Here is a 24140-nt window from a genome sequence, read left to right as displayed (position 1 = left end):
ATCGGGACTCTATCAAGCGGAATTTCATAATTTATCTTGTTTCCAAAGCACTTAATTTGTACCATCTCCACATGATATAATTTAGACCTATAATGAATGAAGTATTCTTGGAACAAAACTGTTTTTCCTATAGCAGCAATATTCTCTTTTCGTCTCCTGGGATTATTTTTACTTATCCCTGTATTCACTCTTTATGCCACTAACCTTAAAGGTGCTACTCCAACATTAATTGGCTTGGCTTTGGGAAGCTATGGATTGGCACAAGGATTACTACAAATCCCTTTTGGTATGCTTTCAGATAAACTAGGCAGAAAACCTATGATCGCCATAGGTCTATTGCTATTCGCTGGAGGAAGCTTGTTAGGAGCAGTAACTCATTCTATTGCTGGAATGATAACTGCCAGAATACTACAGGGTGCTGGAGCTATAGGTAGCGTGTTAATTGCTTTGCTTGCTGATTTAACCCTGGATGAACAACGTACAAAGGCAATGGCCATAGTAGGGATAACTATTGGAACATCATTTAGCCTCGCAATGATAATTAGCCCTGCTCTTACCCACTACTATGGATTATCAGGAGTGTTCTATCTCACTGCAGCTTTAGCTGTTCTAGGGATTATGATACTTTATCTCATCATTCCCAATCCCTCAAAGGAGCAGTTTCATGCAGATAGTGAACCCAGCTTATCTCTCATAAAACCAGTGGTAACAGATCAACATTTACAACGCCTCAATTTTGGAATTTTTTGTCAGCATTTTATTCTTACAGCCACTTTTTTTGCTATACCCATGCTATTGAAATATCAAATTGAGAATGGTCATTTACATCAGCAATGGCACTTCTATTTGCCACTCATGTTATTCTCATTTATTTTAATGGTACCCTTTATCATTATTTCAGAAAGAAAAAAACGATTAAAAACAGTATTTGTTATATCTGTACTGCTGACTACCTTTACTCAAGGTCTGCTGGTACTCGCATCACAAAATTGGTATTGGTTTTGTATTTTAATGTTTGTGTATTTCGTTTCCTTCAATGTTCTTGAAGCAACATTACCTTCATTAGTGTCAAAGCTGGCAAGTCCAGGGAGCAAAGGCACAGCAATGGGTATTTATTCAACGAGTCAATTTTTAGGAATTTTTTTTGGTGGGTCTTTAGCTGGTATTCTTTATCAGTGGTACGATAACCAAGCTATTTTTCTAATTAACATGATTCTGAGCTGTCTATGGTTCATCATTTCGCTAAGCATGAAATCTAATGTTTATTTTTCTACTCTTATTTTGCCTTTTACAGCAAATAATGAAGAATCAAAATTGGTAGTCAATCAGCTTTTAAAGGTAGCCGGCATTAAAGAAGTTATTTTGTCCAAAGATGAAAATACCTTGTATGTTCGAGTAGATAATGAGGAATACTCCACAGGAAGCGCTGAAAAAATTCTTCATCAGTCTACAATTTACCAATAACACCTTCTCTTTGGGCTGCTACGAAATAACCGCCAAATTATGTATAATACCTAACTAACTTTCGCATACAGGAGATGATTTCAATGGCAAGAGGAATAAATAAAGTAATACTTGTTGGTAATGTAGGGGCAGATCCTGATGTAAGGTATTTGCCTAACGGAAATGCTGTTACTACACTTTCAGTTGCTACCAGTGAAACATGGAAAGACAAAACGACAGGTGAAAAACAAGATAGAACTGAATGGCACAGAGTAGTCTGTTTTAATCGTCTGGGTGAAATAGCCGGAGAATACATTCGCAAAGGTTCCAAGCTATATGTCGAAGGGAGCTTAAGAACAAGAAAATGGCAAGATCAACAGGGCCAAGATAGATATACAACTGAAATTGTTGCGTCTGACATTCAAATGCTCGATAGCAAAGGAAGTAGTGCCACTAATTACGACGACATGCCTTCATTTCAGGGAACCTCTACCCCTCAACAAGCTTCAACAAAAAATCAAGCAACTCCAACATCTACTGCACAAGATGCTTTTGATGAATTAGATGATGACATACCGTTTTAAATGATTCAAATAAAAGCCCGCGTTAATGCGGGCTCAAAATATACATTAATAGTTATTAATCTAAAATTTACTCTTCCGTATCATCACTGCTTACAGGTCTATCCATTAATTCAACTATAGCCATAGGTGCATTATCACCATCCCTATACCCGCATTTAATAATACGTATGTACCCACCTGGTCGTTTTGCGAAACGTGGTCCTAAATCAGTAAATAATTTACCTACAGCTGATTTAGATCGCAAAATATCAAAAGCACGTCTACGTGATGCTACTGAATCAGATTTACTAACAGTAATCAAAGGTTCGATATATCGACGTAAATCTTTTGCCTTTGGCAAAGTGGTTCTAATTAACTCGTGCTCAATCAAAGAACAACACATATTAGAAAACATAGCCTTACGGTGGCTACTGGTACGGCTAAAACTACGTCCGGAATTACGGTGACGCATAACAAAGACTCCTAAATATTACTCGCCAAGGCTTGCTGGCGGCCAATTCTCAAGTTTCATACCCAGCGATAATGATCGAGACGCTAAAACGTCTTTAATTTCAGTTAGTGATTTCTTACCAAGATTAGGTGTCTTCAATAATTCACTTTCTGTTCTTTGAACCAAATCGCCTATATAATGAATGTTTTCAGCTTTTAAACAATTAGCTGATCGAACAGTCAACTCCAAATCATCCACTGAACGTAATAATACAGGATCAAAATCATTACGCTCTTTATTGTCAGCACGTGATTCTTCAAATTTCATGTCAACAAACGCATGAAGCTGTCTTTGTAGTATACTAGCAGATATTCTTATTGCCTCTTCAGCATCGATAGTACCGTTAGTTTCTAATTCAATAGTAAGCTTATCTAAATCTGTTCTGTTTTCTACACGTGCACTGTCGACGAAATAAGCTACTTTCTTCACTGGAGAAAAACTGTTGTCAATTTTTAACTTTCCAACCGTCTTTTTCTCAATTTCATCATCATGATAGCGAACAAATGCATCAGTATTATGAAAGCCAATACCTCTTTCAACTTTAAGAGTCATATTTAATTTACCCTTTTCATTGAGATTGGCTATGACAAGTTCTGGATTAATAATTTCTTGACCATGAGTCAACTGAATATCACCAGCTGTAACTTGACATGGTCCTTCTTTATTTAAGGTAATCTGCGCTTCGTTTCCTACAGTCAATTTGATAGCAACTGATTTTAGGTTAAGCAACAAATCAACCACATCTTCCTGAACACCTTCAATAGTACTATATTCATGCAAAACACCATCGATAGAAGCTTCAGTAATGGCACTTCCTGGCATGGATGACAATAAGATTCTTCTCAAAGCATTGCCGAGGGTGTGACCAAAACCTCGCTCCAAAGGTTCTAAAACTATTCTAGCTTTATAGGGCGACTCGGCCTGTACTTTGAGAACCTTAGGCGTCAACATTTCATTGATTTCAGTATACATTCAGCTATCTCTCCGAGCTTACTTAGAGTAAAGTTCTACAACAAGGTTTACGTTGTAGTCTGAAGATAAATCCATTAACGTCGGTGCTGTAGAAAATGTACCTTTAAAAGAACCAGTATCTACAGTAATCCAATCACAGGGTGCTCTTTGTTCAGATAAAGCTAAAGCAGCTTGGATACGTCCTTGGTTTTTAGCCTTTTGTCGAACTGATACAGTATCCCCAGGATTAACCAGAAAAGAAGGTACGTTAACTACTTTATCATTTACAAGTATTGCCTTATGTGCAACTAGTTGTCTAGCTTCAGCACGTGTACTGGCAAAACCCATACGGTAAACAACATTATCTAAACGTCTTTCCAATAGGGCCATTAAATTTTCACCTGTAGAGCCCTTTTGTCTAGCCGCTTTTTTGTAATAATTACGGAATTGCTTTTCAAGAATCCCATAAAGCCTTCTAATCTTTTGTTTCTCTCTAAGCTGAATTCCATAACTATTTAAACGAGGTTTTTTATCACCATGCTGTCCAGGTAACTTTTCAGATTTACACTTGGATTTATGATCACGAACCCCACTTTTAAGTAATAAATCACAACCTTCGCGTCGTGATAATTTACATTTAGGACCAAGATATCTAGCCATTAATTACTCCTGAGTCTTATACACGACGTTTTTTAGGTGGCTTACAACCATTATGTGGTATGCCAGTTACATCGGTAATTTCAACAATTTTAAAATCCTGGGTTATTAATTCACGAATAGTAGATTCACGACCAGGACCAGGACCATGCACAAAAACTGCAACAGATTTCATACCATATTCTTTAGCAACAGCAGCAGCTCGCTCAGTTGCAACTTGCGCAGCATAAGGAGTACTCTTTCTAGAACCTCTGAAGCCAGATCCACCAGATGTTGCCCAGCATAATGCATTACCTTGTCTATCTGTAAAGGTAACTATAGTATTGTTGAAAGATGCATGAATGTGTACTATGCCATCAGACACTACGCGTTTTACCTTTTTTCGTGTTTTTTGCTGCTTTGACTTTGTTATTGCCATCTTTTATTTTCCTACATGAAAAATCAACTACTAGTGCCTTTTCTACGGCCTTTTCTGGTACGAGCATTAGTTTTCGTACGCTGTCCGCGCAACGGCAATCCTCTCCTGTGTCTTAATCCTCTATAACAACCAAGATCCATTAGTCTTTTTATGTTCATTGTTACAACACGTCGAAGATCACCCTCTACAGTAATTTTCGCAATTTCAGTTCTCAAAGATTCCAACTGAGCATCTGATAATTGAGAAACTTTAACTGAAGGATCTATATCAACTGTTTTACATAATTTCAATGATGTTGTTTTACCAATACCATAAATTGCTGTTAAAGCGATTACCACATGTTTATGATCAGGTATATTAACTCCTGCAATACGAGCCATTAGTTTCTCCGAACGTTATTTGTTCTGTCGAAAGGGACAGAAGGATACTATTTTAATAAAATAAAATCAAGCAGATATTACCCTTGCTTTTGTTTATGACGGGCATCCTTACAAATTACTCGTATAGTGCCACTTCTTTTTATTATTTTACAATTGCGACATATTCGCTTTACTGATGCTCTTACTTTCATTCCTAACTCCGATAAATCATAGCAGACCAGGTAACTTAGTACCTCTAAAATTCGCCTTTTTTAATAAAGAATCATATTGCTGAGTCATTAAATGAGCTTGTACCTGTGCTACAAAATCCATAATAACAACAACTATAATCAGCAACGAAGTACCACCAAAATAAAATGGAACATGCCAGGTATACATTAAAATTTGTGGTAACAAACATACTAAAACCAAGTAAATGGCTCCAACTAAAGTCAAACGAGTCATCACTGAATCGATATATTTAGTTGTTTGCTCTCCTGGACGAATTCCAGGAATATATGCTCCTGATTTTTTCAGGTTATCTGCTGTATCCTTAGGGTTAAACACTAAGGCAGCATAAAAGAATGCAAAGAACAAAATAGCTGCTGCATACACTATCAAATATAAGGGTTGACCTGGTGATAGTGCCATTCCAACATCAGATAACCATCCCAGCCCTTTAGTTTGTGAAAAAAATTGAGCTAAAGTTGCTGGTAATAAAATAATGCTAGATGCAAATATTGGTGGAATCACACCTGACATATTTATTTTTAATGGTAAATGACTCGTTTGGGCTGCATATACCTTTCTACCTTGCGTTCTCTGTGCATAATTAACACGAATTCGTCGTTGAGCACGCTCCATAAATACAACAAAACCAGTTACTACAATTACTACTGCTGCAATTATAACTAGTGTAAGAGCTTGCATCTGACCTTCCTTAACTTGCTGGAGGACAGATCCTATAGCATTTGGCATGCTAGAGACAATTCCAGAAAAGATAATTAAGGAAATTCCATTACCAACACCTTTTTCTGTAATTTGCTCACCCAACCACATTAAAAACATAGTGCCTGTAACTAAAGTTACAACAGCAGTAAAATAGAATGAGAAATCTGGTTGCATAGCAATTTGCTGACTAGCCAACCATCTCGCCATACCCATAGACTGAAATATTGACAAGAGCAATGTTAAATATCTGGTATATTGATTTATTTTTCTACGACCTGATTCACCCTCTTTCTTTAGTTGCTCCAGCTTGGGAGAAACTACAGAAAACAGTTGAATAATAATTGATGCAGAAATATAAGGCATAATACCAATCGCAAACACTGTTACACGAGACAGGGCTCCACCAGAAAACATATTAAACAAGCCAAATATAGTGTTTTGCTGTTCACTAAAAAAATTAGCTAATTTTGCAGGATCTAATCCTGGAACAGGTATATGAGCACCTAATCGGTAAACTAATATGCCTAGAACAACAAACATCAGTCTTGACTTTAGTTCGGCTAATCCACCACGAGGCTTACTACCGTTATGCTTTTGGTTTTTCATAGTCACTCTTCTATACTACCGCCTAAACTCTCAATAGCAGAACGAGCTCCTTTAGTGACTCTTAAACCCTTAAGCTTAATTGCTGCAGTCAGCTCGCCAGATAAAATTACTTTAACATCTTTGATTGAGTTATTAATTAAACCTGCTTTACGTAAAGCAACTAAATCAATTACTTCATCATTCAATTTTGCAAGCTCACCCAAACTCACCTCATCAATGGTTCGACCTACTCTAGACTTGAAACCCATTTTGGGTAATCGTCTTTGTATAGGCATTTGACCACCTTCAAAATTAATTTTGTGGTAACCACCTGCTCTTGATTTTTGACCTTTATGACCTTTGCCACAAGTTTTGCCTAATCCAGAACCAATACCTCTCCCCACTCGTCTTCTTGAGGGTCTGGAACCTGGATCTGGCGATAATGTATTTAAATTCATTATGCACTCTCCTCAACCAACAACAGGTAATTAATTTCATTTACAAGTCCACGAATTGCAGGAGTATCACTATGAACCACACTTGAATTTGTTTTACCTAAACCCAGCTGTTTGGCTATAGCAACATGCTTTGGTTTTCTACCTATCGTGCTTTTAACCAAGGTTATTTTAATTTTTTTTCCCATAATTAGCCTGCCATTACTTCTTCAACTGTTTTTCCACGTTTGGCTGCTACATAGTCCGGCGTACCAATGTGTGTCAATGCACCAATAGTGGCACGAACAATGTTACTTGGATTGGTAGAACCAATGCTTTTTGCAAGAATATTTTGCACACCCAATACTTCCAAAACGGCACGCATAGCACCTCCAGCAATAATTCCAGTACCTTCACTTGCTGGCTTCATAAACACCTTGGAAGCTCCATAGTTCCATGTGATTTCGTGGAATATTGTAGTACCTGAAAGAGGAATGTAAACCATATTTTTCTTGGCTTGGTCCATAGCTTTTTGAATTGCTATTGGAACCTCTCTTGCCTTACCTCGTCCAAAACCTACTTTACCCTTTCCGTCACCTACAACTACTAAAACAGCAAAACCAAAAACTCGTCCACCCTTTACAACTTTAGCCGTACGAGTTACCGATACCAATTTTTCTTGGTATCCATCTGACTTGGGTAATTCATCGAATGACATAATCGTTCCTTAAAAATCTAATCCGGCTTCGCGTGCACCTTCAGCAAGTGCTTTAACTCTGCCATGATATTTATAACCTGCTCTGTCAAATGCAACCTGTGTAATGCCTGCAGCCTTAGCACGCTTACCCAATAGTTGACCAACTAAACTGGCTTGTTCAACTTTACTTTTTCCAGTCAAACTGGATCTCAATTCTTTATCTATAGTAGATGAAGCTACCAACACCTTATCACCAAGCTGATCTGACTTGACAATTTGAGAATAAATATGCACACCACTTCGATACACAACTAATCTTGAGCGGCCTGTTTTGCGTATTAAGGCTTTGGCTTTTAATCCACGTCTATGTCGTGCGTTTTGCTTATTCATAGTTAACACCTTATTTCTTCTTAGCTTCTTTACGAACAATCTGCTCTCCAGCATATTTCACACCTTTCCCTTTATAAGGCTCTGGTGGTCGAAATGCTCTAATTTCAGAAGCTATTTGTCCAAGAACTTGCTTATCAACGCCCTTCAGCAAAATGGTTGTGTTATTAGGAGTCTCTACGGTTACACCTTTTGGTAAATCATACTCTATAGAATGTGAGTATCCTAATGACAAACTAATTGACTTGTCTTTAGATTGCGCTCTATATCCTACACCAACCAATTCTAGTGTAACTGTATATCCCTCAGTAACTCCTTGAACCATGTTTCTAACTAAGGCTCTAGCTGTACCAGCTTGTGCCCATCCCATTGGATCATTAGAAGCAGGTGAAAATTCTAATTTGTTTGATTCCTTACTATGTTGAATATTAACCAATTTATTAATTTTTTGAGTTAATATTCCTTTGGGGCCTTTTACAGTTATTACTCCATCAACAAATGTTACTTCGACATTTGCTGAATGAATTACTGGGGCCTTTGCTACTCTAGACATATCATTCCTCGCAAGTATTAAGCCACTTCACAAATGACTTCGCCACCAACACCTTTTACTTTTGCTGATACATGGGTCATTATACCTTTAGACGTAGAAAGAATAGCCACACCAAATCCAGGGATTGAATGCAAATCCTTATATGATTTATATACTCTCAAACCTGGACGACTAATGCGCTTAATAAATTCAATTACCGGTCTTCCATGATAGTACTTTAGCTTTAAAGTAATTGACTTCAGACCATTTGGTAATGTTTCAATAAAAAAGTCTTGTATATATCCTTCTTCCTTTAAAACTCGAGCTATTTCTTCTTTTAATTTAGAAGAAACCAATGTTACTTGCTGATGTTTAGCTTGTTGACCATTTCTAATTCTAGTCAGCATATCAGCAATTGGATCATGCATACTCACAATTATTCTCCAATAAAATAGTTTACCAGCTTGATTTTCTACCGCCAGGGATATTGCCCACCATAAGCTGTTGTCTTAAACAAATTCTGCAAAGATTAAACTTGCGATAAACTGCGTGTGGTCTTCCACATTGCTTGCATCGAGTAACATAGCGAACAGGATTTGAATTAACTGGTAATTTTGCTAGTTTTGCCTGACTTTCCATTATTACCTGGAAATCATCAGATGATTTAATCAATTGTTTTAACTCGTTTCGGCGTTGTCTGTACTTTTCTACCAGCTTCGCACGCTTTGACTCTCGCATCAGCATTGATTTTTTAGCCACAATTTCACCCTTTTATTTTCTATCTTTGTCTTTCAGTGGAAGATTAAATGCTTCTAACAAAGCTTTAGCTTCTTCATTTGTTTTAGCACTTGTTGTAATACAAATATCTAAACCGCGTATTCCGTCTGTTTTATCATAATCAATCTCTGGAAACACGATTTGCTCATGTATTCCCATGCTGTAGTTTCCTGTTCCATCAAAAGATTTTGGATTCAAACCACGAAAATCTCTTACACGAGGTAAAGTAATAGATATTAATCTATCTAGAAACTCATACATACGTTCACGTCTGAGCGTTACCTTACAACCAATTGGCCATCCCTCTCTTATTTTAAAACCAGCTATTGATTTTCTAGCTTTTGTAACGACGGGTTTCTGACCAGAAATCAGCGTCATGTCTTCAATCGCATGATTCATGACTTTTTTGTCACCAACAGCTTCTCCAACTCCCATATTCAGAGTTATTTTGAGAATCCTGGGTACTTCCATCACACTTGAATAGTTGAACCGTTTCATCATCATAGTGACGACGTCTTTCTTATAAAATTCTTTAAGTCTCGCCATTTCAATCACCTAACTCTATATACGGTCAATTATTTCATTGTTAGACTTATAATATCTAACCTTTTTGCTAACACCATTACTCTCAAGATATTTAAAGCCGACCTTATCAGCCTTTTTTGTAACAGGATTATAGTGAGCAACATTTGAAACGTGTAATGGAGCTTCACGCGCTATAATACCACCCTTATTTTCAGGCTTTTGTGGATTAGGCTTGATATGCTTTTTAATTAGATTTCCGCCTTCTACTACAACGGCATCATCAATTACCCTTAAAACCTTACCTATATGACCTTTACTTTTACCGGCAATTACAATTACTTCATCGCCTGATTTAATACGTTTCATATCTAATCCTTCTTACAATACCTCTGCGGCAAGAGAAATTATCTTCATAAATCTTTCTCTTAACTCGCGTGTAACCGGGCCAAATATACGTGTTCCTATTGGCTCGTTTTGGTTGTTTAAAAGAACTGCTGCATTATCATCAAATCGAATCAATGAACCATCATCTCTTCGAACACCTTGAGCAGTTCTAACGACTACCGCTCTCATTACAGCACCCTTTTTTACCTTACTTCTTGGTATAGCATCTTTTACGCTTACTTTAATTACATCACCTACACGGGCATACCGTCTGTGTGATCCACCAAGTACTTTAATACACATTACTTTACGTGCTCCGCTGTTATCAGCTACTTCAAGCACTGTCTGCATTTGGATCATTTTTCTCTCCAGATCTAATTTCGACCAGAAAAAGGCTGCTGATTATATCAGGCCTTTTAGGGTTTTAAAAGTAAAACAATTAAGTTACTTATGAAATTACTTCGACTAATACCCAGCTTTTCGTTTTAGAGAGTGGTCGTGACTCACGGATTTTTACGGTATTACCAACTCGGCAAACTTGATTTTCATCATGTGCGTGTAGTTTAGTTCTTCGCTTCATGATTTTCCCATACTTTGGATGTTTCACAGTACGTTCAATCATAACTACAATAGTTTTATCCATTTTGTCGCTAACTACTTTTCCAATCATTGTTCTGGCATTTGATTCACTATTAGTAGACATTTCACTTACCTGCCTTTTCAGTCAAGATTGTTTTAACTTTTGCCACTGACTTACGCACCATAGTGATCAGATGTGTTTTATCTAGTGAGCCACTTGCTTTTTTCATTCGTAAATTAAATTGATCTTTACGTAATGAAAGCAATTCATTTTGCAATTCCTCAACTGACATATTGCGCAATTCATCTATTTTTTTCATTACATTACCGTCCGCTCTTCAAACATCACTTTGAAAGGAAGTTTTGCTTTTGCAAGGTCAAATGCTTCCATTGCAAGCTCTTTGCTAACGCCTTCCATTTCAAATAAAACCTTACCTGGTTGTATCTGGGCTACCCAATACTCAACACTTCCCTTACCCTTACCTTGTCTTACTTCAAGTGGTTTTTGTGTGATTGGTTTATCTGGAAATACTCTAATCCAAATTTTACCACCACGCTTAATATGTCGTGTCATAGCCCTTCGCGCTGCTTCGATTTGTCTAGCAGTTAAACGTCCACGCTCTACAGCCTTTAGACCAAACTCACCGAAACTAATTTTACTACCACGAAGAGCCAAACCTCTATTGCGACCCTTCATTTGTTTTCGGTACTTAGTACGCTTTGGTTGTAACATAATTTCTAATCCTCACTCACTGGGCGCTTTCAGTTGATCTTTTCTTTTGCGGGAGAATTTCACCCTTAAAGATCCAGACTTTTACGCCAATAATTCCGTAGGTAGTCTTGGATTCAGCGGTACCATAATCAATATCAGCTCTAAAAGTATGTAAAGGCACTCGTCCCTCTCTGTACCATTCACTTCTTGCAATTTCAGCACCACCCAATCGGCCACTTACACAAATTTTAATACCCTTTGCTCCAGCTTTCAGAGCAGAGGTAACAGCACGTTTCATAGCTCGTCTGAACATGACACGTTGCTCTAACTGCTGAGCAATACCTTCAGCCACCAAAGTAGCATCCAACTCAGGCTTTTTCACTTCTTCAATATTCAAATGAACTGGCACACCCAAGTTATCGGAAATCTCTTTACGAAGTGTTTCAATTCCTCCGCCCTTTTTGCCGATAATAACACCTGGTCTTGCTGTTAGGATAGTTACAACAGCGTTATTAGCTGGTCGCTCAATAAGTATCTTGCTAACAGCTGCAGCCATCAATTTCTTTTTAAGATCGTTACGTAGTTTTATATCCTGAATTAAAAACTCAGCATATCGCTTTCCTGCAAACCATTTTGAGTTCCAATCTTTAATTATTCCAAGGCGTATACCTATTGGGTTTACTTTTTGTCCCATTGCTATTCCTCGTCAGACACTTTAATAGTTATATGGCAGGTACGTTTGCAAATTCGATTTGCTCTACCCTTAGCTCTGGGACTAATACGTTTTAAAGTTGTTGCTTCATCAACGCATACCATGCCTACTTTCAGATCATCAATATCAGCTCCATTATTATTTTCAGCATTTGCTATAGCTGACTCTAATAATTTGAGCATTAATTTAGCACCCTTTTTTGGTGTAAACTTGAGGACATCAAGCGCACCAGACACATTCATATTACGTATCATATCGGCTACTAATCTACCCTTTTGTGCGGATAAAGGAGCGCCTTTTAATTTAGCTGTTACTTCCATCATATCCTCTTACTTACCTTTAGCCTTTCTGTCCCCAGAGTGGCCCTTGAATGTACGAGTCATGGCAAACTCACCTAATTTATGACCAACCATATTGTCTGTAATAAATACAGGAACGTGGTCTTTGCCGTTATGCACAGCAATTGTTAAATCAATCATTTCAGGAACGATTGTAGAACGTCTAGACCAAGTTTTAATTGGCTTTTTTGATTTTGATTCGATTGCAGCTTCTACCTTGCTGATCAAATGATGGTCAATAAATGGACCTTTTCTAATTGAACGAGCCACTTGATATCCTCATATTAATTATTTCTTCTTACGTCCTCTGACAATAAATGTGTCAGTACGCTTATTGCTTCTAGTTTTATAACCTTTTGTTGGCAATCCCCATGGAGATACAGGATGACGTCCACCTGATGTTCGTCCTTCACCACCACCATGTGGATGATCAACTGGGTTCATGGCGACCCCACGAACAGTGGGACGTATCCCTCTCCATCGTTTGGCACCAGCTTTACCCAATGCTCTTAGGTTGTGTTCGCTATTACTTACTTCACCAATTACAGCTCGGCATAAAACATGTATCTTGCGCATCTCTCCTGAACGTAATCTTAAAGTTGCATAAACACCTTCTTTTGCAACAAGTTGGCCACTGCAACCAGCACTTCTGAGCATTTGCGCACCTTTACCAGGCTTCATTTCAACACAATGTATTGTTGTACCTACAGGTATATTTTTTAGTGGCAGACAGTTTCCTACACTAATTGGTGAATCAGCTCCACTTTGAATAGTAGCTCCAACTTCCAGATTTGATGGTGCTATAATATAGCGCTTTTCACCATCTTTGTAGGATATCAGTGCAATTAGGGCAGTTCTATTTGGATCATATTCTAATCTCTCAACACGACCTAATATACCATCCTTATTGCGTTTAAAGTCTATAATTCGATATTTTTGACGTTGTCCACCACCAATATGTCTAACAGTTATACGACCTTGGTTGTTTCTTCCACCTGTTTTTTTTAGTTTTTCAACTAATGCAGCATGTGGCTTACCTTTATAGATATCGTGATGTACAACACGTATTTCACCTCGTTTTCCGGGTGAAGTCGGTTTAGATTTTAATAGTGCCATCTTTATCTGCCTTATTCAGTAACTGTAAAGTCAATATCTTGGTCTGCATGAAGAGAGACAAATGCCTTCTTCCAGTCACTTCGCTTCCCACTGGTTTGTTTGAAGCGTTTAGATTTACCCTTCACATTGACAACAGATACACTTTTAACTTTTACATTAAATATATGTTCAACTGCTAATTTAATTTCAGTCTTAGTCGCATTTTTCAGTACTTTGAAAGTGAACTGTTTAAACTTATCGGCCATGACAGTTGCCTTTTCAGAAGTATGTGGTTCTCTAAGAACCATCATCAATCTCTCAGCGTTCATTGTAACTGTTCCTCAATTTTTTTAATTGCAGCTTCTGTAACAACAACTTTTTCAAATCGTAGTAAGGAAACAGGATCTATAGTTGTAACATCACAGATATCATAATCAATCAGGTTTCTTGAACCAAGGTATTCATTTTCACCAACTTCACTCATTATAATCAGAGCATTACTTATTTCCATCTGATTCATTTTTTTGAGGAAATCCTTGGTTTTGTGATTATCACACTGGAAATCACTAACAACCACCAAGTTCCCAGTGCGGCAAAGTTCGGAGATTATACTACGTAATGCACGTTTGTACATTTTTTTATTAAGCTTTTGTGAATAATCTCTTTTTTTAGATGCAAATGTTACTCCACCACTTCTCCATAATGGGCTGCGAATGGTTCCTGCTCGCGCACGACCTGTTCCTTTTTGGTTCCAGGGCTTTTTACCACCACCACTAACTTCAGAACGAGTTTTCTGAGCGCTATTACCGCTTCGAGCATTGTTCATGAAAGTAACTACTGCTTGATGAACCAAGCCTTCGTTGTATGTATAAGCAAATATCTCTTTATTTAGCTTTAATTTTGACTTTGTATCTATTGTAGTAATTTCCATCACTCACCTCGTGCTTGCTTTTTGACTGCAGGCTTAATTTCTACTCTAGAACCTGGAGCACCAGGAATTGCACCTTTAATGAGCAATAAATTTCTTTCAGAGTCAACTTTTACCAATTCCAGACTTTGAATTGTACATCGAGCATTACCCATGTGACCGGCCATTTTTTTCCCTTTAAAAACACGACCAGGGGTTTGGTTTTGTCCTATAGAACCAGGTACTCTATGTGATCTTGAGTTACCATGCGATGCATCTTGAGTTCTAAAGTTATGTCGTTTTACAGTTCCTGCGAAACCTTTACCTTTAGTTAGACCCGATACATCAACATATTGTCCGGCAGTGAATACATCAGCAACAGATATGACTTGACCCGGGGTAAATGCATCTTCTGAATCTATACGAAATTCTACTTGCATATCACCAGCATCGATTTGTGCTTTAGCAAAATGCCCAGCCACTGGCTTACTCACTTTGCTAGATTTCTTTGTACCACCAGTTAATTGTACAGCTGAATAACCATCATTCGCTGCTGTTTTTACCTGAGAAACGCGATTCGGCTGAACCTCAACAACAGAAACAGGAACAGAAACTCCTTCTGGTGTGAAGACACGCGTCATACCGATCTTACGGCCTAATAAACCGATCATCATTGTAACACCTCTTTAATATCCTTTGCCTTTATATTTAGTCATCAAGGCTTATCTGAACATCAACCCCGGCAGCCAAATCCAATTTCATTAAAGCATCTACAGTTTTTTCAGTTGGATGAACAATAACGACCAGGCGTTTATGAGTACGTAATTCATATTGATCTCTTGCATCTTTATTTACATGCGGTGAGGTCAATACAGTAAATTTTTCTTTTCTGATAGGCAAAGGAATTGGTCCACGTATTTGTGCGCCAGTTCTTTTCGCAGTATCAACGATTTCTCGTGTTGATAGATCAATCAACCGATGATCAAAGGATTTTAATCTTATTTTAATATTTTGATTGCTACTCATTTTTTTTACTCGATTATTTTAGCGACTACACCGGCGCCAACAGTTCGGCCACCCTCTCTAATTGCGAATCTTAAACCTTCATCCATCGCAATCGGAGCATGCAAGCTAACAACTAATTGCACATTATCTCCAGGCATTACCATTTCAACTCCTGATGGCAAGTCACAAGTACCTGTCACGTCAGTGGTTCTGAAATAGAATTGTGGACGGTATCCATTAAAGAATGGAGTGTGACGTCCGCCTTCTTCCTTGGATAATACATACACTTCTGCTTCAAACTTGGTGTGTGGCTTGATGGTTCCTGGCTTCGCCAATACCTGTCCACGCTCCACTTCATCTCGCTTCGTACCTCGTAATAACACACCAACGTTATCACCAGCTCGACCTTCATCAAGTAATTTACGGAACATCTCAACACCCGTACAAGTCGTCTTTTGGGTGTCTCTTATTCCAACAATTTCAACTTCCTCACCAACTTTAACAATTCCACTCTCTACACGACCAGTTACCACTGTTCCGCGTCCAGAAATTGAAAATACGTCTTCAATCGGCAACAAAAATGGCTTGTCTATGTTTCTAACTGGCTCAGGAATGTATGAATCCATTGTTTCAACCAATTTCTCAATAGCCTTAACACCTATATCACTGTCTTCACCTTCCAATGCTTTCAAAGCTGAACCAACAACAATAGGTATGTCATCCCCTGGGAAATCGTAACTGCTTAATAAATCTCGCACTTCCATTTCCACTAACTCTAATAACTCAGGGTCATCAACCATATCCGCTTTGTTCATGAACACAACAATATATGGAACACCTACCTGGCGAGACAATAGAATGTGTTCCCTCGTTTGTGGCATAGGACCATCAGCTGCTGATACAACCAGTATCGCTCCGTCCATTTGCGCAGCACCAGTAATCATGTTCTTAACATAGTCAGCATGTCCCGGGCAGTCTACGTGTGCATAATGTCTGCTCGCTGATTCGTATTCAACATGTGCTGTAGAAATAGTAATCCCACGCTCTCTTTCTTCTGGCGCAGCATCAATTTGATCGTACGCCTTCGCTGTACCACCATATTTCTTCGCCATAATCGTTGTAATAGCTGCTGTCAATGTCGTCTTACCATGGTCTACGTGACCAATCGTGCCCACGTTTACGTGCGGCTTCTTACGTTCAAATTTTTCCTTCGCCATTTCAATAACCTCGTTAACTTTTATTGTTTCTTGATAATTGCTTCAGCAATATTTGTTGGTGCTTCTGCGTACTTACAAAACTCCATAGTGTAGGTTGCTCTTCCTTGTGTAGCAGAACGTAAGTCAGTTGAATAACCAAACATCTCTGCAAGTGGCACCTCTGCTCTAACTATTTTGCCTGCTGGCGAGTCTTCCATACCTTGAACTAAACCACGGCGTCTGTTCAGATCACCCATAACATCGCCCATGTAATCTTCGGGTGTAACAACTTCGACACTCATAATTGGCTCAAGAAGCACCGGTTTCGCCTTTAGTGCACCTTGCTTGAAGCATTGAGACCCAGCAATTTTAAATGCCATTTCGCTTGAATCAACTTCATGGAATGAACCATCAAACAGTGTAACTTTAACATCAACCACTGGATATCCAGCAATTACACCATTTTGCATTTGCTCTTGAATCCCTTTATCTACTGCAGGGATATATTCTTTTGGAATGACGCCACCAACGATAGCATTGATAAATTCATAACCTTTTCCTGGTTCTTGTGGTTCAATTTTCAACCATACATGTCCATATTGACCACGTCCACCTGATTGTCTTACGAACTTACCCTCTTGTTCAACAGCTTGCTTGAGTGTCTCTCGGTATGCAACCTGAGGTTTACCAACATTAGCTTCTACATTGAACTCTCTCTTCATGCGGTCAACAATAATTTCAAGGTGTAATTCACCCATACCTTGAATGATTGTCTGGCCTGACTCTTCATCAGTATGTACTCTGAAAGAAGGGTCTTCCTGGGCTAACTTGCCTAAAGCAATTCCCATTTTTTCCTGATCCGCTTTAGTTTTTGGTTCAACAGCAACTGCAATAACTGGATCTGGGAAATCCATTCTCTCTAATATTACAACTTTATCTTGATCACAGAGGGTGTCACCAGTAGTTACTGTTTTAAGTCCAACAGCAGCAGCTATGTCCCCTGCTCGCACTTCTTTAATTTCTTCACGTGAATTGGCGTGCATCTGCAACAAACGGCCAATACGTTCTTTTTTACCCTTAACTGAGTTGTAGACAGTATCCCCACTCTTAAGAATACCAGAATAAGCTCTAAAATATGTTAGCGTACCCACAAATGGGTCAGTTGCAATTTTGAACGCTAACGCTGAGAATGGTTCATCATAACTGGTTTTTCTATGGATTACATCACCATGCTCATCAACTCCCTGAATATCAGGAATGTCAGTGGGTGATGGTAAATATTCTATTACTCCATCGAGTACTGCTTGGACACCCTTATTCTTAAAGGCTGATCCACAGAATACAGGAACAACTTTATTTGTGATTGTCAGATGACGAAGAGCCTTTTTAATTTCCGCCTCTGTGAATTCTTCGCCTTCCAAATATTTTTCCATTAACTCTTCAGAGTATTCTGCTGCTGCTTCAATGATGTGTGCACGGTATTCTTCACAGGTTGACTTTAAATCAGCAGGAATATCAACATATTTAAATGTCATACCTTTATTTTCTTCATCCCAGTGAATTGCCTTCATTTTAATGAGATCAATCACACCTTTGAACTCTTCTTCTGCGCCAATTGGTAATTGTAACACAACAGGAGTAGAGCCTAATCGTTGCTTAATCTGGCTAACAACTCTTAGGAAATTGGCACCCATCCTATCCATTTTATTTACAAAAACGATACGAGGAACACCATATTTATTGGCTTGACGCCATACTGTTTCAGATTGAGGTTCAACGCCGGCAACTGAATCAAATACAACAACTGCTCCATCTAGTACACGTAAAGAGCGTTCGACTTCAATCATAAAGTCTACGTGTCCTGGTGTATCAATTATATTGATCCGATGGGATTCAAATTGTTTGTCCATACCAGACCAATAACAAGTTGTTGCAGCAGAAGTAATGGTAATACCACGTTCCTGCTCCTGGACCATCCAGTCCATAGTTGCAGCACCATCATGTACCTCACCAATCTTATGAGACATTCCGGTATAGTACAATACTCGTTCTGTAGTTGTTGTTTTTCCAGCATCAACGTGGGCTGCAATGCCTATGTTTCTATATAGTTTTAATGGAGTTGCCACGGCTTATCTCTCTCTTAATTCCATCTAAAATGAGCAAAGGCTTGGTTAGCTTTTGCCATTTTATGTGTATCTTCACGTTTCTTTACTGCAGACCCTTTATTTTCATAAGCGTCCATCAGTTCCCCTGCCAAACGCAGCATCATACCTTTTTCACCACGTGTGCGAGCAGCTTGAACTATCCACCGCATTCCAAGCGCTATGCTTCTATCATGTCGAACTTCTACTGGAACTTGGTATGTTGCGCCACCAACTCGGCGTGAACGTACTTCCACACTTGGGCGAACGTTATCTAAAGCCTCTTCAAAATAACGAAGTACGGCACCGGCACTTCCGCTGCTGCCAGTTTCACTTCCATCTTCCTCATTTTTCTTAATTTTTTTGACACGCTCTTCCATAACAGACAGCGCACCATAAGTAATTTTTTCAGCAATTGATTTTTTACCACTAACCATTAAAACGTTGATGAACTTAGCAAGCAGTTCACTATGATGTTTTGGATCAGGTAAAATTTCTCGTTTGGGTACTTCTCGTCTTCTTGGCATCTCAATTTTCCTACAATCGGTTATTTTTTATCTTTTGGCTTTTTTGTACCATACTTGGAACGCCCTTGTTTTCGGTCGTTCACTCCTGAAGTATCTAAGCTACCTCGAACTGTATGATAGCGCACACCAGGTAAATCCTTAACACGACCACCTCTAATTAAAACAACAGAGTGCTCTTGTAAATTATGACCCTCACCACCAATATAGGATGTTACTTCAAATCCATTGGTCAAGCGCACACGTGCAACCTTACGCATAGCTGAGTTAGGTTTTTTTGGTGTAGTAGTGTATACACGAGTACATACACCGCGTCTTTGTGGACATGACTCAAGTGCTGGCACGTTGCTTTTCTTCTTTACGTCCACACGAGGCTTTCTTACTAACTGATTAATAGTAGCCATTTGTACTTAACTCCGATCTGTCACTTGTGAATATTTTGAATGCATAAGGAGGCCGGATTCTATATAGGTACGGCAGATTTGTCAAGCTTAAATCTGCCATTTTTGAATCCTGATTAATGTTCATGATTATCCGCGTTTAATGCTTCACTCAACGCGTGTTCAACATCACTTGCAGTAACTGTGTGTGTTGCTGAACTGTCTCCGCCTGCTGCAACCCTTGCTCTTTTTGCCTTTCGGCTTTGATGATAAGTATAACCTGTTCCTGCTGGAATTAGGCGACCTACCATCACGTTTTCTTTTAAACCACGCAATTCATCAACTTTTCCGCTTACTGCTGCTTCAGTCAAGACTCTGGTTGTCTCTTGGAATGAAGCGGCTGATATAAACGATTCTGTAGCTAATGAAGCTTTTGTGATACCTAGTAAAATAGGAGTACCTCGCGCAATCTGCTTTCCTTCAGCCAGAAGTTTATCATTTTCCTGAAGCATAGCACTCTCTTCTACTTGCTCTCCTACGAGGAATTTTGAGTCACCAGCGAAAGTAATAACTCTCTTACGTAGCATTTGTCTGACAATTACTTCAATGTGTTTATCATTAATTTTCACACCTTGTAAACGATAGACGTCCTGGACCTCATTTACAATGTAATTAGCCAGCGCTCCAACACCTAACAAGCGCAATATATCATGAGGGTTAAGTGCACCCTCTGCGATGATTTCACCACGCTCTACGTGCTCGCCTTCAAACACTGAAATATGACGCCATTTAGGAATAAGCTCTTCATGACATTGATCTTCCGATACATTGATAATCAAGCGTCGCTTACCTTTGGTTTCTTTACCAAAATTAACCAATCCTGATACTTCTGCCATTACTGCAGAATCCTTTGGTTTTCTGGCTTCAAATAAGTCCGCTACTCTGGGCAAACCTCCGGTAATATCTCGGGTTTTAGAACGTTCCTGCGGAATACGGGCAATAACGTCTCCTATTCCCACCAGACTTCCATCTTCAAAGTTCACAATGGCATCGACAGGTAGATAATATTGTGCCGGGACATTGGTTCCAGCAAGATATATGTCATCCCCTTCATCTGTAACTAATTTTACCATTGGGCGCAAATCTCGACCTGCTGCACTCCGTTGCTTGGCATCAATTATTACAATATTGCTTAATCCAGTTAATTCATCAGTTTGTCTATTCATTGTAATGCCATCAATGAGATCAACAAACTTTAAACGCCCTGACACTTCGGAAATAACAGGATGCGTATGGGGATCCCACGTTGCAATAACCTGACCAGCTTCAACAGGAGAATTATCCTGTGCTGAAATTACTGCACCATAAGGAACTTTATATCGCTCTCTTTCTCGTCCGAACTCATCAACAATAGTTACCTCACCTGAGCGAGAAACTGCCACCAGGTTTTTATTCTCATGAGTTACGGTCTTTATATTATGTAACCGAATAACCCCTTTCGTTTTAATTTGAATATTATTCGCAGCTGTTGCCCTTGATGCAGCACCTCCAATGTGGAAGGTACGCATGGTTAACTGTGTTCCTGGCTCACCGATTGATTGTGCTGCGATAATACCAACTGCTTCACCTGTGTTGACAAGATGCCCACGAGCAAGATCTCTACCATAGCATTTTGCGCAAAGACCAAATCTTGTTTGACAAGTGATTGGTGACCTGACCATAACCTGGTCTACCCCATGCTTCTCTAATTTTTCAACCCATTCTTCATCCAGTAAAGTTCCAGCCTTGACTACTGGTTCAGTTTGAGTAGGAATATAGACATCTGAAGCAACCACCCGCCCAAGGACGCGTTCATGCAAAGGCTCAACAATATCACCACCTTCAATCAGTGGTTGCATTAGAATACCTGTATCAGTACCACAATCATCTTCGGTAATAACAACATCCTGCGCAACATCTACCAAGCGTCGTGTCAGATACCCTGAGTTTGCTGTCTTTAACGCCGTATCTGCCAAACCCTTACGAGCTCCGTGTGTAGAAATAAAGTACTGGAATACATTCAAACCTTCGCGGAAGTTTGCAGTGATAGGCGTTTCAATGATTGAGCCATCTGGAGCTGCCATCAAACCTCGCATCCCGGCAAGCTGTCGTATCTGAGCAGCAGAACCTCTAGCTCCAGAATCAGCCATCATGAAAATTGGGTTAAATGATTCTTGTCTTACTTTGTTGCCTTTTGCATCAGTGACTTCTTCTGTTGCAATTTTAGACATCATTGATTTGGCAACTAATTCATTAGTTCTTGACCAAATATCAATTACCTTGTTGTATCGTTCACCATTCGTTACCAGACCTGATCTGAATTGAGACTCGATTTCTCTTACTTCATTATCGGCGTGTTCAATAATACTGGCCTTATCATCTGGTATTTCCATGTCTTCAATACCTATGGATGCTCCAGATCGTGTGGCGTATTTAAACCCGGTATACATTAACTGATCAGCAAAAATGACTGTTTCTTTCAAGCCGAATTTACGGTAACAGCTGTCTATTACTTTTGAGATAACCTTTTTTGTCATTGTACGGTTTATATAGTCAAATGGCATTCCTTTAGGCAAAATCTCAGCTAAAATAGCGCGTCCGACTGTTGTCTCAACCAAATGATATCCAGTTTCACCATCTTCTTTAGGCATACGAATTTTAATTTTTGCATGGATATCCAAATGACCTGCTTCATAGAAATTTTGCGCTTCCTGAGCACTTGAATATATTTTTCCTTCGCCTAATGCATTAACCTTTTCTCGTGTTAAATAGTATAGCCCAAGGACGACGTCCTGACTGGGAACAATAATTGGCTCACCACTGGCTGGAGATAATATATTGTTTGTAGACATCATCAATGAACGAGCTTCCAGCTGCGCTTCCAGTGTCAAGGGCACGTGCACAGCCATTTGGTCTCCATCGAAGTCAGCGTTGTATGCTGTACATACCAAAGGATGGAGCTGGATCGCTTTACCTTCAATTAAAACAGGCTCAAATGCTTGAATACCTAATCTATGCAAGGTAGGAGCACGGTTTAAAAGGATAGGATGTTCTCTAATAACATCATCTAATATATCCCAAACCACCGATTCTTCTCTTTCGACCATTTTCTTGGCCGCTTTGATAGTAGTTGCCAAACCTCTAAATTCCAATTTGGAAAATATAAATGGCTTGAATAACTCCAACGCCATTTTTTTAGGCAATCCGCATTGGTGCAATTTTAAAGTTGGTCCAACTACAATAACTGAACGTCCAGAGTAGTCGACACGCTTACCTAAGAGGTTTTGCCTGAAACGACCCTGTTTACCTTTAATCATATCTGCCAGTGATTTAAGAGGTCTCTTATTTGTACCAGTGATGGCACGACCTCTTCTGCCGTTATCAAGTAAAGCATCTACGGATTCTTGCAGCATTCGTTTTTCGTTACGAACGATAATGTCTGGCGCATTTAGATCCAGCAGGCGTTTTAGTCGGTTGTTCCTATTAATGACGCGCCTGTATAAATCATTCAAGTCTGAAGTAGCAAAACGTCCACCATCTAGCGGAACCAATGGCCTCAAATCGGGTGGAAGCACTGGAAGTACATCCATGATCATCCATTCTGGTTTATTTCCTGACTCGTAAAAAGCTTCTAATAACTTGAGTCTTTTGGTGATTTTTTTAATCTTCGTCTCAGAGTTAGTTGTTGGAAGCTCTTCACGTAAATTTCTAATTTCATCTTCCAGATCAATTTGGCGCAATAAATCACGAATTGCTTCTGCGCCCATACGCGCGTCAAACTCATCACCATACTGTTCCATCGCATCAAGATAGGCTTCGTCGTTAAGTAGTTGCCCTCTTTCAAGTTCTGTCATTCCAGGATCAACAACGACAAAAGCTTCAAAATAGAGTACTCTTTCGATATCTCTTAGTGTCATATCGAGGAGCAAACCAATTCTTGATGGTAAGGATTTTAAGAACCATATGTGAGCGACTGGGCTAGCGAGTTCGATATGCCCCATTCTTTCTCGTCTCACTTTGGCAAGAGCCAATTCAACCCCACACTTCTCGCAAATAACACCACGATGCTTTAGTCGCTTGTACTTTCCACACAAACACTCATAATCTTTAACTGGACCAAAAGTTTTAGCACAAAACAAACCATCTCTTTCAGGCTTAAATGTCCTGTAGTTGATTGTTTCAGGTTTTTTAACTTCGCCGTAGGACCATGATCGAATTAATTCAGGTGACGCCAGTGCAATTTTTATTGCATCAAATTCTTCACTTTGACCTTGTTGCTTAAGAATACCAAGTAAGTCACTCATTACTGGTGCTTTTTTCATTGGGTCGTTGCTTAGG

Annotated in this window: 35 protein-coding genes; 2 read left to right on the top strand and 33 right to left on the bottom strand. The window is 39.1% G+C overall.

The window, feature by feature from the left end:
• Positions 1-96 precede the first annotated feature (96 nt).
• Positions 97-1464: an MFS transporter gene (locus LPG_RS01785; RefSeq protein ID WP_010946106.1), complete on the top strand. Its 1368-nt coding sequence runs from the start codon at positions 97-99 to the stop codon at positions 1462-1464.
• A gap of 83 nt (positions 1465-1547) precedes the next feature.
• On the top strand, positions 1548-2027 hold the full coding sequence (ssb, locus tag LPG_RS01780) for a single-stranded DNA-binding protein (protein WP_015444870.1): 480 nt from the start codon (positions 1548-1550) through the stop codon (positions 2025-2027).
• A 67-nt stretch (positions 2028-2094) separates the two neighbouring features.
• Here ssb and rplQ read toward each other — a convergent pair whose 3' ends face one another.
• The 33 genes from rplQ to rpoC form a co-directional block, all read right to left on the bottom strand.
• Positions 2095-2478 carry a 50S ribosomal protein L17 gene (rplQ, locus tag LPG_RS01775; protein WP_010946104.1) on the bottom strand — a complete coding sequence of 128 codons (384 nt, stop codon included), beginning with the start codon at positions 2476-2478 and terminating at the stop codon, positions 2095-2097.
• A gap of 18 nt (positions 2479-2496) precedes the next feature.
• Entirely contained in the window at positions 2497-3489 is a 993-nt protein-coding gene (locus tag LPG_RS01770) for a DNA-directed RNA polymerase subunit alpha (RefSeq protein WP_010946103.1), read from the bottom strand.
• Between the two features lie 18 nt (positions 3490-3507).
• Positions 3508-4128, bottom strand: coding sequence for a 30S ribosomal protein S4 (gene rpsD / locus LPG_RS01765; RefSeq protein WP_010946102.1), 621 nt, complete (start codon positions 4126-4128; stop codon positions 3508-3510).
• 16 nt (positions 4129-4144) lie between these two features.
• Positions 4145-4543, bottom strand: coding sequence for a 30S ribosomal protein S11 (gene rpsK / locus LPG_RS01760; protein WP_010946101.1), 399 nt, complete (start codon positions 4541-4543; stop codon positions 4145-4147).
• 23 nt (positions 4544-4566) lie between these two features.
• Entirely contained in the window at positions 4567-4923 is a 357-nt protein-coding gene (gene rpsM, locus LPG_RS01755; protein WP_010946100.1) for a 30S ribosomal protein S13, read from the bottom strand.
• A 77-nt stretch (positions 4924-5000) separates the two neighbouring features.
• Positions 5001-5114, bottom strand: a complete 114-nt coding sequence (gene rpmJ, locus LPG_RS01750; protein ID WP_010946099.1) for a 50S ribosomal protein L36 — start codon at positions 5112-5114, stop codon at positions 5001-5003.
• 16 nt (positions 5115-5130) lie between these two features.
• Complete coding sequence (gene secY / locus LPG_RS01745) at positions 5131-6459, bottom strand: preprotein translocase subunit SecY (protein WP_014840959.1); 1329 nt, start codon at positions 6457-6459, stop codon at positions 5131-5133.
• A gap of 2 nt (positions 6460-6461) precedes the next feature.
• A complete protein-coding gene (rplO, locus tag LPG_RS01740; RefSeq protein ID WP_010946097.1) occupies positions 6462-6896 on the bottom strand; it encodes a 50S ribosomal protein L15 in 435 nt (144 codons plus the stop codon).
• Positions 6896-7081 (bottom strand): 50S ribosomal protein L30, encoded by a 186-nt coding sequence (gene rpmD, locus LPG_RS01735; RefSeq protein WP_010946096.1) that lies wholly within the window; start codon positions 7079-7081, stop codon positions 6896-6898. Before rpmD ends, rplO begins: the two co-directional genes overlap by 1 nt.
• A gap of 2 nt (positions 7082-7083) precedes the next feature.
• The gene (rpsE, locus tag LPG_RS01730) at positions 7084-7590 is read right to left on the bottom strand and encodes a 30S ribosomal protein S5 (RefSeq protein WP_010946095.1); all 507 of its coding nucleotides are present in this window, start codon (positions 7588-7590) and stop codon (positions 7084-7086) included.
• 9 nt (positions 7591-7599) lie between these two features.
• Positions 7600-7959 (bottom strand): 50S ribosomal protein L18, encoded by a 360-nt coding sequence (gene rplR, locus LPG_RS01725; RefSeq protein ID WP_010946094.1) that lies wholly within the window; start codon positions 7957-7959, stop codon positions 7600-7602.
• A gap of 10 nt (positions 7960-7969) precedes the next feature.
• Entirely contained in the window at positions 7970-8509 is a 540-nt protein-coding gene (gene rplF, locus LPG_RS01720; RefSeq protein ID WP_010946093.1) for a 50S ribosomal protein L6, read from the bottom strand.
• A gap of 17 nt (positions 8510-8526) precedes the next feature.
• Positions 8527-8916, bottom strand: coding sequence for a 30S ribosomal protein S8 (gene rpsH / locus LPG_RS01715; RefSeq protein WP_014326634.1), 390 nt, complete (start codon positions 8914-8916; stop codon positions 8527-8529).
• Between the two features lie 28 nt (positions 8917-8944).
• Positions 8945-9247, bottom strand: a complete 303-nt coding sequence (gene rpsN, locus LPG_RS01710) for a 30S ribosomal protein S14 (protein ID WP_010946091.1) — start codon at positions 9245-9247, stop codon at positions 8945-8947.
• A 12-nt stretch (positions 9248-9259) separates the two neighbouring features.
• Positions 9260-9811, bottom strand: a complete 552-nt coding sequence (gene rplE, locus LPG_RS01705; RefSeq protein ID WP_010946090.1) for a 50S ribosomal protein L5 — start codon at positions 9809-9811, stop codon at positions 9260-9262.
• A gap of 15 nt (positions 9812-9826) precedes the next feature.
• Entirely contained in the window at positions 9827-10156 is a 330-nt protein-coding gene (gene rplX / locus LPG_RS01700; RefSeq protein ID WP_010946089.1) for a 50S ribosomal protein L24, read from the bottom strand.
• 12 nt (positions 10157-10168) lie between these two features.
• The gene (rplN, locus tag LPG_RS01695; protein WP_010946088.1) at positions 10169-10534 is read right to left on the bottom strand and encodes a 50S ribosomal protein L14; all 366 of its coding nucleotides are present in this window, start codon (positions 10532-10534) and stop codon (positions 10169-10171) included.
• An 88-nt stretch (positions 10535-10622) separates the two neighbouring features.
• Positions 10623-10877, bottom strand: coding sequence for a 30S ribosomal protein S17 (rpsQ, locus tag LPG_RS01690; protein WP_010946087.1), 255 nt, complete (start codon positions 10875-10877; stop codon positions 10623-10625).
• A gap of 1 nt (position 10878) precedes the next feature.
• Positions 10879-11073: a 50S ribosomal protein L29 gene (rpmC, locus tag LPG_RS01685; protein ID WP_010946086.1), complete on the bottom strand. Its 195-nt coding sequence runs from the start codon at positions 11071-11073 to the stop codon at positions 10879-10881.
• On the bottom strand, positions 11073-11486 hold the full coding sequence (gene rplP / locus LPG_RS01680) for a 50S ribosomal protein L16 (protein WP_010946085.1): 414 nt from the start codon (positions 11484-11486) through the stop codon (positions 11073-11075). Before rplP ends, rpmC begins: the two co-directional genes overlap by 1 nt.
• Before the next feature lie 16 nt (positions 11487-11502).
• Positions 11503-12159, bottom strand: a complete 657-nt coding sequence (gene rpsC, locus LPG_RS01675; protein WP_010946084.1) for a 30S ribosomal protein S3 — start codon at positions 12157-12159, stop codon at positions 11503-11505.
• A 2-nt stretch (positions 12160-12161) separates the two neighbouring features.
• Positions 12162-12497, bottom strand: coding sequence for a 50S ribosomal protein L22 (rplV, locus tag LPG_RS01670; RefSeq protein ID WP_010946083.1), 336 nt, complete (start codon positions 12495-12497; stop codon positions 12162-12164).
• Positions 12498-12506: 9 nt separating this feature from the next.
• Complete coding sequence (rpsS, locus tag LPG_RS01665) at positions 12507-12785, bottom strand: 30S ribosomal protein S19 (RefSeq protein ID WP_010946728.1); 279 nt, start codon at positions 12783-12785, stop codon at positions 12507-12509.
• An 18-nt stretch (positions 12786-12803) separates the two neighbouring features.
• Positions 12804-13631, bottom strand: a complete 828-nt coding sequence (gene rplB / locus LPG_RS01660; protein WP_010946081.1) for a 50S ribosomal protein L2 — start codon at positions 13629-13631, stop codon at positions 12804-12806.
• A gap of 11 nt (positions 13632-13642) precedes the next feature.
• Positions 13643-13939 carry a 50S ribosomal protein L23 gene (gene rplW / locus LPG_RS01655; protein ID WP_011213009.1) on the bottom strand — a complete coding sequence of 99 codons (297 nt, stop codon included), beginning with the start codon at positions 13937-13939 and terminating at the stop codon, positions 13643-13645.
• Positions 13936-14541, bottom strand: a complete 606-nt coding sequence (gene rplD, locus LPG_RS01650; protein ID WP_011945546.1) for a 50S ribosomal protein L4 — start codon at positions 14539-14541, stop codon at positions 13936-13938. The genes rplW and rplD overlap by 4 nt, the downstream gene beginning before the upstream one ends.
• Entirely contained in the window at positions 14541-15191 is a 651-nt protein-coding gene (gene rplC, locus LPG_RS01645) for a 50S ribosomal protein L3 (protein WP_011213007.1), read from the bottom strand. The genes rplD and rplC overlap by 1 nt, the downstream gene beginning before the upstream one ends.
• 34 nt (positions 15192-15225) lie before the next feature.
• A complete protein-coding gene (gene rpsJ, locus LPG_RS01640; protein WP_010946077.1) occupies positions 15226-15543 on the bottom strand; it encodes a 30S ribosomal protein S10 in 318 nt (105 codons plus the stop codon).
• 5 nt (positions 15544-15548) lie between these two features.
• Positions 15549-16739 (bottom strand): elongation factor Tu, encoded by a 1191-nt coding sequence (tuf, locus tag LPG_RS01635; protein ID WP_010946066.1) that lies wholly within the window; start codon positions 16737-16739, stop codon positions 15549-15551.
• 20 nt (positions 16740-16759) lie between these two features.
• A complete protein-coding gene (fusA, locus tag LPG_RS01630) occupies positions 16760-18844 on the bottom strand; it encodes an elongation factor G (RefSeq protein WP_010946076.1) in 2085 nt (694 codons plus the stop codon).
• Positions 18845-18858: 14 nt separating this feature from the next.
• The gene (gene rpsG, locus LPG_RS01625) at positions 18859-19386 is read right to left on the bottom strand and encodes a 30S ribosomal protein S7 (RefSeq protein WP_010946075.1); all 528 of its coding nucleotides are present in this window, start codon (positions 19384-19386) and stop codon (positions 18859-18861) included.
• A gap of 20 nt (positions 19387-19406) precedes the next feature.
• Entirely contained in the window at positions 19407-19787 is a 381-nt protein-coding gene (gene rpsL / locus LPG_RS01620) for a 30S ribosomal protein S12 (RefSeq protein WP_004450478.1), read from the bottom strand.
• Positions 19788-19900: 113 nt separating this feature from the next.
• Positions 19901-24106, bottom strand: coding sequence for a DNA-directed RNA polymerase subunit beta' (gene rpoC / locus LPG_RS01615; protein WP_032802289.1), 4206 nt, complete (start codon positions 24104-24106; stop codon positions 19901-19903).
• Positions 24107-24140: the final 34 nt, after the last annotated feature.

The sequence above is a fragment of the Legionella pneumophila subsp. pneumophila str. Philadelphia 1 genome, assembly GCF_000008485.1.
Taxonomy (GTDB): Bacteria; Pseudomonadota; Gammaproteobacteria; order Legionellales; family Legionellaceae; genus Legionella; species Legionella pneumophila.
The sequence above is the reverse complement of the archived record's forward strand: the minus strand, read 5'-3'. Positions and strand labels throughout refer to the sequence as shown.